General features: G+C 65.0%; 12 protein-coding genes. 6 read left to right on the top strand and 6 right to left on the bottom strand.

Going from position 1 to position 11,863, the window contains the following annotated elements; genetic code table 11:
* Window positions 1-58: 58 nt before the first annotated feature.
* On the bottom strand, window positions 59-808 hold the full coding sequence (locus ACCD07_RS30215) for a Crp/Fnr family transcriptional regulator (RefSeq protein ID WP_176653626.1): 750 nt from the start codon (window positions 806-808) through the stop codon (window positions 59-61).
* A 110-nt stretch (window positions 809-918) separates the two neighbouring features.
* Here ACCD07_RS30215 and ACCD07_RS30210 point away from each other — a divergent pair, with 110 nt between their 5' ends.
* The 3 genes from ACCD07_RS30210 (at window position 919) to ACCD07_RS30200 (ending at window position 2,396) form a co-directional block, all read left to right on the top strand.
* Window positions 919-1,566 carry a glycine zipper 2TM domain-containing protein gene (locus ACCD07_RS30210; RefSeq protein ID WP_413449462.1) on the top strand — a complete coding sequence of 216 codons (648 nt, stop codon included), beginning with the start codon at window positions 919-921 and terminating at the stop codon, window positions 1,564-1,566.
* Window positions 1,567-1,638: 72 nt separating this feature from the next.
* Window positions 1,639-1,785 carry a lmo0937 family membrane protein gene (locus ACCD07_RS30205; RefSeq protein ID WP_020705825.1) on the top strand — a complete coding sequence of 49 codons (147 nt, stop codon included), beginning with the start codon at window positions 1,639-1,641 and terminating at the stop codon, window positions 1,783-1,785.
* A gap of 74 nt (window positions 1,786-1,859) precedes the next feature.
* Window positions 1,860-2,396: a DUF3617 domain-containing protein gene (locus tag ACCD07_RS30200; RefSeq protein WP_353404733.1), complete on the top strand. Its 537-nt coding sequence runs from the start codon at window positions 1,860-1,862 to the stop codon at window positions 2,394-2,396.
* Window positions 2,397-2,409: 13 nt separating this feature from the next.
* Here ACCD07_RS30200 and ACCD07_RS30195 read toward each other — a convergent pair whose 3' ends face one another.
* The gene (locus ACCD07_RS30195; RefSeq protein ID WP_176653623.1) at window positions 2,410-3,246 is read right to left on the bottom strand and encodes a branched-chain amino acid aminotransferase; all 837 of its coding nucleotides are present in this window, start codon (window positions 3,244-3,246) and stop codon (window positions 2,410-2,412) included.
* Window positions 3,247-3,298: 52 nt separating this feature from the next.
* Window positions 3,299-4,378, bottom strand: coding sequence for a porin (locus ACCD07_RS30190; RefSeq protein WP_176653622.1), 1,080 nt, complete (start codon window positions 4,376-4,378; stop codon window positions 3,299-3,301).
* A 117-nt stretch (window positions 4,379-4,495) separates the two neighbouring features.
* On the opposite strand from ACCD07_RS30190, the gene ACCD07_RS30185 reads away from it, so the two are divergent.
* From ACCD07_RS30185 to cls, 3 genes are all read left to right on the top strand, one after another.
* Entirely contained in the window at window positions 4,496-5,785 is a 1,290-nt protein-coding gene (locus ACCD07_RS30185) for an acetyl-CoA hydrolase/transferase family protein (protein WP_413449461.1), read from the top strand.
* Between the two features lie 78 nt (window positions 5,786-5,863).
* On the top strand, window positions 5,864-7,978 hold the full coding sequence (locus tag ACCD07_RS30180; RefSeq protein ID WP_353404731.1) for a site-specific recombinase: 2,115 nt from the start codon (window positions 5,864-5,866) through the stop codon (window positions 7,976-7,978).
* Window positions 7,975-9,366: a cardiolipin synthase gene (cls, locus tag ACCD07_RS30175; protein ID WP_176653619.1), complete on the top strand. Its 1,392-nt coding sequence runs from the start codon at window positions 7,975-7,977 to the stop codon at window positions 9,364-9,366. Before ACCD07_RS30180 ends, cls begins: the two co-directional genes overlap by 4 nt.
* A gap of 15 nt (window positions 9,367-9,381) precedes the next feature.
* Here cls and ACCD07_RS30170 read toward each other — a convergent pair whose 3' ends face one another.
* From ACCD07_RS30170 to ACCD07_RS30160, 3 genes are read right to left on the bottom strand one after another with little or no spacing between them, the layout of a single operon-like run.
* The gene (locus tag ACCD07_RS30170; RefSeq protein WP_413449460.1) at window positions 9,382-10,200 is read right to left on the bottom strand and encodes a metallophosphoesterase family protein; all 819 of its coding nucleotides are present in this window, start codon (window positions 10,198-10,200) and stop codon (window positions 9,382-9,384) included.
* 10 nt (window positions 10,201-10,210) lie between these two features.
* Window positions 10,211-11,089, bottom strand: coding sequence for a diacylglycerol/lipid kinase family protein (locus tag ACCD07_RS30165; RefSeq protein WP_413449459.1), 879 nt, complete (start codon window positions 11,087-11,089; stop codon window positions 10,211-10,213).
* Window positions 11,090-11,121: 32 nt separating this feature from the next.
* Window positions 11,122-11,733 carry a phosphatase PAP2 family protein gene (locus ACCD07_RS30160; protein WP_413449458.1) on the bottom strand — a complete coding sequence of 204 codons (612 nt, stop codon included), beginning with the start codon at window positions 11,731-11,733 and terminating at the stop codon, window positions 11,122-11,124.
* Window positions 11,734-11,863 lie beyond the last annotated feature (130 nt).

Genomic DNA, 11,863 nt, shown 5'->3' with positions numbered 1-11,863 from the left:
CTACCGTAGCGGTTGCTACGGTAGAGCTCGTGTCCAATTGTCAGATCTGACCCCGGATTTACAGGAACACGCTGGCCATGCCGATCGCGCCGTTGTCCTTGACCAGCTCGTAGCAGCGGCAGGACACGGCTTCCAGCCCGGCCGAATCGAGGATCTCGATATTGCCGCGGCTGTAGGTGATCAGCTTCTGGTTCTGCAGCGCGCTGGCGGCCTTGGTCACGCCGACGCGGCGCACGCCCAGCGCGTGCGCCAGGAACTCGTGCGTCAGGTGGAATTTTTCCGACTGCAGGCGGTCGCGCGTGATCAGCAGCGAACGCGCCAGCCGCGCCTCCAGCACGTGAAAACGGCTGCACACGGCGATCTGGATCGCCTGCGCCAGCAAGGTGTCGGTGTAGCGGTACAGCAGCCGCTGCAGCGACGCGGTGCGGCGGAACTCGGTACAGAAATCGGCGGCGGCAATGCGGCTGGCGCGGCCGGCGCGCTGCACCACCGCGCGCACCTGGGCCTGCTCGTGGCCGAGCGCCACCGATGCGCCTATCATGCCCTCCTGCCCCACCGAGCCCACCTCCAGCGTCATGCGGCCTTCGGCCACGGCCAGCAGTGAAATCAGGCTGTCGACGGGAAAGTAAATATGGCGGATGGTCTGGCCCGGCTCGTACAACACGTCGCCCACCTCGATCCGCACCGTGTCGCACAAAGCCAGCAGCGTGTGCTGGTCGTCCTCCGGCAGGCTGGACAGCAGACGGTTCAGCACTTGCCTGGACGGTGCATGGTCTTCATCGGACGGAGTGGAGTGAGAGGTATGCATGGGACCAGCGTAATGGCAATGATTTGCTCTGTATGTACGCTGACGCACGGAAGCAGAACATGTCTTGAGGGAAAATCCAGATATTAATCCATCATAAAAAAGGACGCCTCATGGACACCCCAACCCACACCTCCAAACAATCGCTGCACCCTGTCATGGTCATCGCCGCCGTCGCGGTGGTGCTGTTCTGCGGCGTGGGCAGCGCCGCCATCATGGGCTGGCTGCCGACTTCCAGCGCCACCGTGCCCGGCGCCGCGCCGATGCAGGGCCAGCTGTCGTCGGTGCCGCCGCCGGAACAACAACCGCAGCGGCAGCCGCAACAGCAACAGCAAGCCGGCTATGCCAGCAATCTCAACAACGCCAACAACGCAGGCCCGGCCCAGGGCCAGATGGAGGAACCGGCAGCGCAACACGCGCCCGCCGTGTGCAACAGCTGCGGCGTGGTTGAATCGGTGCGCTCGATTGAACATCGCGGCCAGGGCAGCGGCGTCGGCGCGGCCGGCGGCGCCATCCTCGGCGGCCTGCTGGGCAACCAGGTCGGCAGCGGCCATGGCCGTCAACTGGCCACGGTGGCCGGTGCGGTCGGCGGCGCGGTGGCCGGCAACCAGGTCGAAGGCAATATGAAGACCACACACAGCTGGGAGATCACCGTGCGCATGGACAACGGCAAGAAGCGCGTGCTGCACCAGTCGTCGCAGCCGCAATGGCGCTCGGGCGATCAGGTCAAAATCGTCAACGGCCAGTTGCGTTCTGTTTAAGTACGACAGCGTACAGAAGGACTGCAGTCGGCAGAAGATAATGAACTCGCATAACAACCTGAGGAGAGAATCATGCTGTATACCATCGCTGTAGTCTTGCTTATCCTGTGGCTGCTGGGCCTGGTCACTTCGTACACCGTAGGCGGCTTTATCCACATCCTGCTGGTAGTTGCTATCATCATGGTGCTGCTGCGCCTGATTAGCGGACGCGGCGTGTAGCGCCTCTCCGCCAGCATCTGAAGCGGCGCTCCACCCGACGGTGGTGCGCCGTTTTTTCATTTTCAGGAGATAACATGAAGCGTGTATTGATTTCGCTGGCCTTGCTGGCCGCGGCCCAGGTCCAGGCCCAAACCCCGGCGCCGACCATCAAGCCCGGCCTGTGGGAATTGAATAACAAGGTCAAGACCGGCAACGCGCAGACCGACCAGGCGATGGGCATGGCGCTCAAGCAGCTGGCCAACATGGCGCCGGAGCAGCGCGCCCAGATCGAGGCGATGATGAAGCAGAACGGCGTCTCGATGCCGCAGTCGGGCAGCGATGGCGGCATGGTGCTGACGGCGTGCGTGACGCCGGAGATGGCGGCGAAGAAGGAACTGCCGCTGAGCCAGAAAGGCAAGTGCACGTCGAAGCAGGAGCCGGTGGCGGGCGGCATGAACATCTCGTTCAGCTGCACCGATCCGGCCTCCAGCGGCCAGGGCACGATACGCTTCAACGGCGACAGCAGCTACACGATGAACATGAACGTCACCACCGCCGCCAGCGGCCAGCCGCAAAACGTCACGGTGGAATCGACCGGGCGCTGGCTCAGCGCCAGCTGCCCGGCCAAGTAACAAAGCTGATTGATTACTGGCTGTCCGAGAACGCCATGTAGCGGTCGCGCGCCAGCGTGGCGATCGGTCCCACCGGCAGGCTGCGTCCTTCGTAGCGGATGCACGGCGTGACCTTGCCGTAGTTGCCGGTGTTGAAGATCTCGACGGCGCTGTCCAGTTCCTCGGGACGCACGGTGCGCTCTTCGACCTGCACGCCCTCCTTCGCCAGCAGCTCGATCACGCGGGCGCGCGTGATGCCGGACAGGAAGGTGCCGTTGGCCACCGGCGTCACCACACCACCGCCCGGCGTGACCAGGAACAGGTTGGCCGACGCGAACTCTGCCACGTTGCCGGCGCTGTCGCAGACCACGGCGTTGTCGTAGCCGCGCTGCTGCGCTTCGCGGATGGCCTTGGCGGTGTTGGCGTACAGCGCGGACGCCTTGGCGTCGGTGGGCGCCATCGAAGGCTCCGGCCGCAGCAGCCCCGACAGGCAGGCCGAGAAGCCGGTGAACGGTGGCATCGGCGCGTCGAACAGCGTCAGCGCGAACGCGCTTTTTTCCGCCACCGGGATCAGGAAGCCGTCGGTGCCGAACACCAGCGGCCGCACATACAGCTCGGCATCGGCCGGGAATTTGGCCACGCCCTCGCGCACCAGCGCTTCCATCTCATCCACGCTCAGCGGACAGGCCAGGCCGACGCGCTCGGCGGAATTGATCACACGCTGCAGATGCGGCCGCAGATCCGGCAGATGGCCGCGGATCGCGCGGGCGCCATCGAACACGGACGATCCCAGCCATACGCTGTGATCCATCGCGCCATACAGTGGGGTGTTGCCTTCGCTCCAGGCGCCGTTGAAATAGGTCAGATACATGCTCGTTCCTGATGTTAGTGAGTCAGTGGAACGGGCAATTTATCACGTTTGTTCAGAATGCATGTCGCAGGCCGATGTTGATCGCCTTGTCGCCCTGTCCGGCGCTGGTGGCGTTGCCGACCGTGTAGCCGGCGCCGTTGCGGTTCTGGATCCTGGCGAAGGCGGCGTAGAAGTCGGTGCGCTTCGACAGCGCGTAGCTGGCGCCGACGGCGATCTGGTTGGCGTCGCGGTTGGCCAGGCCGCGGTCGTCCTTGTGGATGTACGAGGCCAGCCAGGTGAGCGCGCCCCTGGGCACGGCGATGCCGACCAGCACGTCGCGGCTGTCGTTGGACGGCGTGCTTTGCACCACCGCGCCGTAGGGATTGTTCATGTCCCACGGCGAACTGCCGTCGCCCTTGCTGTGGCCGTACGCGGCGTAGCCGACGAAGCGGCCGAAGTTGAAATTGGCCGCCACCAGCGTGTTGCGGGCCGACTGGTCGACCGCCGGCATGGTGCCGGTGGCGTCCAGCAGATTGTCCTTGCGCTGATGGCTGACGCTGATGTTGGCGGCGCCGTGCGCATAGCCGATGGTGGCGCCGTACGCGCGGTTGACCCGGCTGTTGTACGGCGACTCGCCGAAGCTGTAGATCGCCGCCCCGCTCCAGCCGGCCTTGCTGCGCGGCGTCGCGTACCTGATGGTGTTGTCGTAGCGCTTGGTGGTGTAGCCGACCAGGTTGGCGGCGCTGCCGGCCATGCCGCCGTGGAAAGGGTCGGCCACGTCGGTCAGCGCTTCGTAGACCAGGTTGTACTGGCGGCCCAAGGTGACCATGCCCAGCGGGCCGTCGAGCCCGACATAGGCCTGGCGGCCGAACAGCTTGCCGTTCTGGTCGGAGGCACCGGTATCGTTGAGTACGCCAGCCTCGAGCGTGTAGACGGCCGCCGTGCCGCCGCCCAGGTCTTCGCGACCGCGCACGCCCAGCCGCGAAGGGGAAGCGATACCGCTGTCGACCTTGGTCCGCGTGCAGTCGCCATTGCAACCACGCTCGGACACCACGCCGGCGTCCAGCAGCCCGTAGACCTGGACTGAAGACGGCGCCTGCGCCGCCGCGGTCAGGGGCGCGATGACTGCCAGCGTGAACAAGGTGGTTTTCATAATGGCACCATGGTAGGCCACAGCCGGGTCCACCTCTGTGCGTTCGACCACTTTTACACCCATATTTGCAGCTACTTGGTTTATAGTGACATTTCATCATGCGAAAGGCGGACCGCTATGCACACGCAATATGACGACAAACGGTGTTCCCCGGGAGAGGCCATCGAACTGCTGAAGGACGGCGATTTCATCATCGTGCCGTCCGGCGCCGGCGAACCGCCCACGCTGCTGCACGCGCTGTCCGAGCAGCGCACCCGTTTCCGCGACGTCAAGGTCGCGCAGATCCTGGCGATGCGCAAATACGGCTACTTCGATTGCGACACCGTCCAGCACGTGCGCCACGTGGCGCTGTTCTTCGGCGGAGCCTCCCGCTCGGCCGGACAGGCCGGCTGGGCCGACTTCATCCCCGCCTATTTCTCCGAACTGCCAAGCCTGATCGAGCGCGGCATGGTGCCGTCCGACGTGGTGTTCTCGATGGCCTCGCCGATGGACGAGCACGGCAATTTCGCGCTCAGCCTGGGCGCCGACTACACCATGGCGGCGATCCAGAAGGCGCGCGTGGTGGTACTGGAAGTGAATCCCAACGTGCCGTACGCGCACGGCCAGTGCCACGTCCACATCTCGCAGGTGACGGCGCTGGTGGAGAGCAACGAGCCGGTGATCGAGGTCGGCCTGCCCAAGATCGGGCCGGTGCAGGAAGCCATCGCCGGCTACGTGGCGGAGATGATCGAGGACGGCTCGACCCTGCAGATCGGCTACGGCGGCATTCCCGACGCGGTGGTGATGCAGCTGACCTCCAAGCACGACCTCGGCGTCCACACCGAGATGATAGGCGACGGTATTCTCAAGCTGGTCGAATCGGGCGCCGTCAACAACAGCCGCAAGACCTATTTGCCGAACAAGATGGTGGCCACCTTCGCGCTGGGCTCGCGCAAGCTGTACGACTTCATGCACCGCAATCCGATGCTGGAAATGCACCCGGTCAATTACACCAACGATCCCTACCTGGCCGGCCAGAACAACCAGCTGGTCGCCATCAACGCCAGCCTGCAGGTGGACCTGCTGGGCCAGTGCGGATCGGAAAGCATCGCCCACCTGCCCTATTCCGGCACCGGCGGCCAGGTCGATTTCGTCCGCGCCGCCAACCGTTCGCGCGGCGGCAAGGCCTTCATCGTGCTGCCGTCGACCGCCAAGGAAGGCAGCGTGTCGCGCATCGTCTGCACGCTGACGCCGGGTACCCATGTCACCACCGGCAAGAACGACGTCAACTACGTGGTGACCGAATACGGCGTGGCCCAGCTGCGCGGCAAATCCGCCCACCAGCGGGCCGAGGCGCTGATCGCCATCGCCCATCCGGACTTCCGCGCCGAGCTGCGGCAGGCAGCCAAAAAGATCTTGCTCTGTTAAGAGACGAGTTTCCTGTTGGATATTTGTATGTACGGCAGCGTACATACGAATGTCCGACAGCTGGCTATACTGCGTTGCATGATAGATATCCTCGAACGCATCGACGCACAAAGCAGCGATATCGGCCTGATGGTCGCGCTGTTCGACACGCTGCGTCCCCCACGCCCCAGCGACGGCGCGCGCGCCACCGCCAATGTGCGCACGCTGTGCCAGCTGTTGAAGGGCAACCCTGCGCACGCGCTGGCGCTGCGAAATTACGCCCGCACGCTGCTTGCCAGCCGCCGCCATGCCAGCCTGTACACCGAAATCGGCGTGCTGTCGAATGACGGTTTCTTCACCGAGCTGAAGCGCCGTATCGCCTTCCGCATGCTGCCGCCGGCGCTGGGCGACGACTACCTCAGCGACGCGCTCGACCAGGTGGTCTACCGCCGCACCGACCACATCTGGATCGCCGCCGTGCCGGCCGCCGACTGGCTGGCCCTGGTCGACGTGATCGCCATGGCGCATGACGAGGACGAGCCGGACGGCAACCTGATGCTGCCCGGCCTGCTGGAAGCGATACGCACGCTGTCCTACCGCGTGTGCGCCATCGGCCTGGAGCCGAAGCTGACCAACTTCCACACCGAGATGGAGACCTACGAGTCGCCGTTCATGGTGCAGAACTTCGAAGTCAACGCCTACCTCGACAGCTACCAGCGCATGCTGGCCGGCGAAACGGTGGCGCTGGAAGACGCCCGCCACCTGCTGGTGATGCTGGACCAGTGCGACGAGGTGATCGCCAGGATCCGCAAGAAGGCGCTGAGCCAGGGCACCAGCATCGCGCTGACCTACCTGCTGGTGGCGCTGACGCAAAGCATAGACCGCCTGCGCAAGCTGCTGTTCCTGGTCGACGTCAGCGGCGAGCTGCCGGCCGCGCCGCAGCTGGAAGCGCAGTTGCCTGTAAACCTGCTGGCCGCGACCCACGTTCCGCATCAGCAGGAAGGCCCGCCGAGTCCGCGCCGCAGCGCCGCCGTGGCGCTGGCGCAGGAACTGATCACCGCGCACAACAACAAATACATGGTGCGCGATCTGCTGGGCGACAATATCGATCTGCTGGCGCGCAACATCACCGACAACGCCAGCCACACCGGCGAGCACTACGTTGCCGACTCGCGCAAGGAATTGCGCGGCATGTTCGTGTCGTCGGCCGGCGCCGGCCTGGTGATCGGCTTCATGGCCTTGTTCAAGATATTGGCCTCGTATCTGCGCGCCGCGCCGCTGGTCGAGACCTTTTTGTTCAGCATGAACTATTCGCTGGGCTTCATGTTCATCCATTTGCTGCATTTCACCGTCGCCACCAAGCAGCCGGCTATGACCGCCTCGCGCATCGCAGCCGGCCTGCAAAGCAAGGACGGCCGCAACATCGACCTCGACAGCATGGCCGAGCTGTGCAGCAAGGTGATACGCACGCAAAACATGGCGGTGCTGGGCAACCTGGCCACCGCCATCCCGACCGCCTGGCTGATCGCCATGGCCTGGCCGTGGCTGACGGGCCACCACCTGGTGTCGCCGGACAAGGCCATGCACCTGCTGCACGATATCGATCCCATCCACGGTCCGACGCTGATCTACGCGGCCATCGCCGGCGTCTGCCTGTTCGTGGCCGGCCTGATCTCGGGCTACTACGACAACAAGGCGCTGTACACGCGCTGGGCCCGGCGCGTCGCGCAGCTGCGCGGCCTGCGCTGGCTGCTGGGGCAGGAGCGGCTGGACCGGTTGGGCGTGTACATGGAGAACAACCTGGGCGGACTGATGGGGAATTTCTTCTTCGGCATCCTGCTCGGCGTGATGCCGCTGCTGGGCTTCCTGCTGGGCATGCCGCTGGATATCCGCCACGTGACGTTCTCATCGGCCAACTTTGCGACAGCCATGGTGGGACTCGACCACAATGTCAGCTGGGAACTTGTGTTGACGTCCGTGGCTGGTTTCCTGGCCATCGGCACGGTCAACCTGCTGGTCAGTTTCGGACTGGCGCTGTGGGTGGCCCTGCGCTCGCGCCAGGTGCATTTCAAGCACGGCTGGCAGCTGCTGAAGGCGCTGGGCCGCAAGTTCCGGCAGGCGCCGGTGTCGTTCTTCTTCGGCTCGGCGGAAGAAGAAGCGGCGCCGCTGGCATTATCCGACGAATCGAAAACCGCTGAAAAGGCTACAAGATGAAATCTGCACGCATGCGTTACTGGCTGCCCCTCGGCCTGATGTGCTGGGGTTTGCTGGGCGCATGCGCCTCGCTGCCGAACGTGACGGCGATGAGCGACAAGCTCGAGCCGGGCGCCGTGCCCAGCGTCAAGGGCGCCAACGGCACGCTGAGCGACGGCCGCGCCAAGGCGCTGCTGGCCAAGCGCTGGCCCAAGGCCACGTTGGACCAGCAGGCGCAGGCCGCGCTGGAGGAAGCCGCCACCGGCGTGCCCCTGATCGCCGGCAACAAGTGCACGCTGTTGTTCGACGGTCCGCAAACGATGGCCGAGATGCTCAAGGCCATCAATGCGGCGCGCAACAACATCAACCTGGAAACCTACATCTTCGACCAGGATGAACTGGGCCTGAAGTTCGCCGACGCGCTGATCGACAAGCAGCAGCAAGGCGTGACGGTCAACATCATGTACGACAGCGTGGGCACGCTTGGCGTGCCGGCCGAGTTCTTCGAGCGCATGCGCAAGGCCGGCATCCATCTGATGGAATTCAACCCGGTCAATCCGGCCAAACTGAACGGCGACAGCTGGAAGGTCAACAACCGCGACCACCGCAAGGTGCTGATCGTCGACGGCAAGATCGCCTTCACGGGCGGCATCAACATCAGCGCCACGTATGCCAAGAGCTCGCTGTTCCGTTCCAAGTCCAGGCCCACCGACAAGTCCGACGTCGGCTGGCGCGACACCCACATCAAGGTCGAAGGTCCGGCGGTGCAGGCGTTCCAGTGGCTGTACGTGCGCCAGTGGGCCACGCAGGACAAGGCCGACCTGCCGGACGCCGACTACTTCCCGCAGCCGGTGATCGCCGGCGACAAGGTGGTGCGCGTGCTGGGCAGCGACCCGGGCAGCCAGTTCGAGATCTACAAGGCCTACAGCCTGGCGTTCCAGGAAGCCAAGAAGAGCATCCACCTCACGTCCGCCTATTTCGTGCCGGACCAGCAGACGGTCGATGCGCTGAAGGCTGCGGCGCGGCGCGGCGTGGACGTGAAGATCGTGCTGCCGGGCGTGTCCGACAGCGGGCTGGTGTTCTACGCCGGCCATGGCTTCTACGACCAGCTGCTGGAGAGCGGCGTGCAGATCTACCAGTTGAAGCTGGCGGTGCTGCACGCGAAGACCGCCGTCATCGACGGCAACTGGTCGACGGTGGGCTCGACCAACATCGACACCCGCAGCTTCCTGCACAACAGCGAGCTGAACGTGGTGGTGCTGGGCGACGCCTTCGGCATCGAAATGGAAAAGGCCTTCCAGGAAGACCTGCGCGACTCGACCCGCATCACGCTGGAAGACTGGCGCCACCGTCCTTGGGCCAGCCGCATGAAGGAATGGGCCGCCCGCTTGATGGACTACTGGCTCTAAAACCCCGGGGTCAGGTTACGATTCGCCGGTGAGGGACCAGACGTCGCCTTCGCGGCGGAAGCGTTCGGTGTGCACCGGCTCGTAACTGGCCGTGCCGGCGATCCAGCTGTAGCGCTCGACCTGCACCATGTCGGGCTCGACGCGGATGACGTTGAAGGAATTCGACTCGCCCCTGCCGCGCGTGGAGGTGGCGGTGCCGGCCTGCACCACCAGCGCCGCGTAGCCGCTGATCTTGTAGCGCTGCGCGCTGTTGCCGGCGTGGCTGGCGTGCAAATGCCCGGCCAGCAACAAATCCACGCCGCACTCGGCGAACGCCCGCATCGCCATCGGGGCGCGGTCGACCAGGTCGTCCTGGTCGAAGTGCTCCGGCAAATCAAACGGGTGGTGGGTGACGACGATGCGCGTCAGGTGCTGATCCACCGCACCCATGCGCTGGCGGATCTGCGCCACCTGGTCGTGGTTGATGCGCCCATCCTTGAACGTCAGCGAACGCGCGGTATTGATGCCCAGCACGGCGATCTCCTCGTCCACATATTCCGGCGCCAGGTCCAGCGTCACATAGCGCGTGTATTTGCGCAGCGGCGTCAGGAAGCGGCTGGCGACGTTGTACAGCGGGATGTCGTGATTGCCCGGCACCACGATCTGCGGCCCCGGCAAGGTGTCGAGAAACGCCCGCGCCGCCTTGAATTCCTCGGTCTTGGCGCGCTGCGTCAGGTCGCCCGACACCACCACCACATCCGGCGCCAGCCGCGCGGTCAGCTCTTGCAGCGGCCGCAGCAAATCCTGGTCGACGCGGCCGAAATGCAGGTCGGACAAATGAACGATGGTGCGCATGCTGGTCTCCTCAGGCGGCCGGAACGATCACGCTCAGGGCCGACGCCCGTGAACGATAGCACAGCGGCGGCTGCATATGCGTGACCTCGCCGTCGGTGGCCACGCGCAGCCGGTGGTGCCGGGTTTCAATCACCAGCTCCGCCGCCGACAGCACATCGAAGTCGCGCGCCTCCGCCAGCTTGCCGAACAGCGCATGCAGCGCATAGCGCAGCAACCCCAGCCGGGTCGGGTTCTGCGCGACATACAGGCACAGCTTGCCGCTGTCGAGCCGCTCGCGCGCGCCCATGGTCAAGCCCTGCAGGTATTCGTTGTTGCCGATGAAGACGAACGGCGTGCGGCGCAGATGCGCTTCGCCGTTGATTTTCAGCCGCATATTCATGAACGGAAAACGCCGCAGCGCCGCAAACAGCGCATGGCCGAACGCCAGCCACTTGCCGCGTCCCAGCTTCTTCTGCTGCTGTTCGCGGTCGCGCACGATGTCGGGATACATGCCGAGGCTGGAATTGTTGAGGAAGATGCGGCCGTTGACTTCGCCGACATCGATCTGGCACGCCCTCCCCAGCACCGCATTGGCCACCGCCCCATCCAGGTCCAGCGGAATCTTCAGGTCCTTGGCGAAGTGGTTCAGCGTGCCCAGCGGCAGCACGCCCAGCCGGGTGCGGCTGCCGACCAGCACCGACGCCACCGCGTTGATCGTGCCGTCGCCGCCGCCGGCCACCACCAGCGGCGCGCCGTCGGCCACGGCTTTTTCGGCGCGTGCGATCATCTCGTCGCCGCTCCTGGCCAGCGTGATGTCCGGCGCGACGCCGTGACTGCGGAATTTTTCCTCCAGCGCGGCGGTCCAGCCGCCGCAATAGCCCAGCCCCGCGCTGGCATTAACGATCACCACTATGCTGTCCAGCGCATTCTCCTCGAAACGGTTTATAACGTTTTAGCTTCCCGCCGCCGTCGCAGCGTGGAGATGGCGGTGATGCAGACCGCCAGCCATGCCACGCTCTCGGCCATCGCCGCCAGCACGTCGCTGAGAAAATGGGCGCCCAGGTAGACGCGGCTCAATGCCACCAACAATACCATTGTTACGCAGCCGGCCGCCGTGCCCAAACGCACACTCCAGCCCGACCGCCCCATCATGGCGTAGCTGGCCAGCAAGCCATAGAACAGGGTCGCCGCCGCCGTGTGGCCGCTGGGGAAGCTGTAGGTCATCAGGCTCACCAGCGGGGTGTCGAACACCGGACGGCTGCGCTGGAACACATACTTGAACAGCACGTTCAGCAGCATCCCGCTCGGCACCGACACCAACAGCGCCAGCAGCCAGTAGCGAGCCTGCGCGCGCCAGAAATACCAGCCCGCCATCGCCACCAGCAGCACCATGCCCGCCACGCTGTGCAGCGCCGACACGCCCAGCATCAGGCTGGTGGCCGGCTCCGCCCCGTGCAGGTTGAACCAGTGGGAAATCCGCTGGTCCAGCACGACGATCGATTCCTGCCCCATCACATCCTCGGCCAGGTCGCCGAACACCGAGGCGGCCGCCACCAGCAGCGCCAGCCCCGCCGTCAGGTGCAGGCCGAATTCGCCGCCGGGTGACAGTCTTGCTTCGATGAAACGGATGAGTTTGCTGAAAATTTGGTGCTCCAGCCGGCTTTGCCGATGAAGTTGGTGGAAA

It is taken from the genome of Duganella sp. Dugasp56 (genome assembly GCF_047304105.1).
Taxonomy (GTDB): Bacteria; Pseudomonadota; Gammaproteobacteria; order Burkholderiales; family Burkholderiaceae_D; genus Rugamonas; species Rugamonas hordei.
Note: the sequence above shows the minus strand (reverse complement) of the source record. Positions and strands in the feature narration are given on the sequence as shown.

Bases quoted from the DNA above. Each gene is read 5' to 3' on its own strand.
- ACCD07_RS30185 (WP_413449461.1), top strand. From the start codon at position 4,496: ATGCACACGCAATATGACGACAAACGGTGTTCCCCGGGAGAGGCCATC.
- ACCD07_RS30190 (WP_176653622.1), bottom strand. From the start codon at position 4,378: ATGAAAACCACCTTGTTCACGCTGGCAGTCATCGCGCCCCTGACCGCG.
- ACCD07_RS30210 (WP_413449462.1), top strand. From the start codon at position 919: ATGGACACCCCAACCCACACCTCCAAACAATCGCTGCACCCTGTCATG.
- ACCD07_RS30180 (WP_353404731.1), top strand. From the start codon at position 5,864: ATGATAGATATCCTCGAACGCATCGACGCACAAAGCAGCGATATCGGC.
- ACCD07_RS30195 (WP_176653623.1), bottom strand. From the start codon at position 3,246: ATGTATCTGACCTATTTCAACGGCGCCTGGAGCGAAGGCAACACCCCA.
- ACCD07_RS30205 (WP_020705825.1), top strand. From the start codon at position 1,639: ATGCTGTATACCATCGCTGTAGTCTTGCTTATCCTGTGGCTGCTGGGC.
- ACCD07_RS30170 (WP_413449460.1), bottom strand. From the start codon at position 10,200: ATGCGCACCATCGTTCATTTGTCCGACCTGCATTTCGGCCGCGTCGAC.
- ACCD07_RS30200 (WP_353404733.1), top strand. From the start codon at position 1,860: ATGAAGCGTGTATTGATTTCGCTGGCCTTGCTGGCCGCGGCCCAGGTC.
- ACCD07_RS30215 (WP_176653626.1), bottom strand. From the start codon at position 808: ATGCATACCTCTCACTCCACTCCGTCCGATGAAGACCATGCACCGTCC.
- cls (WP_176653619.1), top strand. From the start codon at position 7,975: ATGAAATCTGCACGCATGCGTTACTGGCTGCCCCTCGGCCTGATGTGC.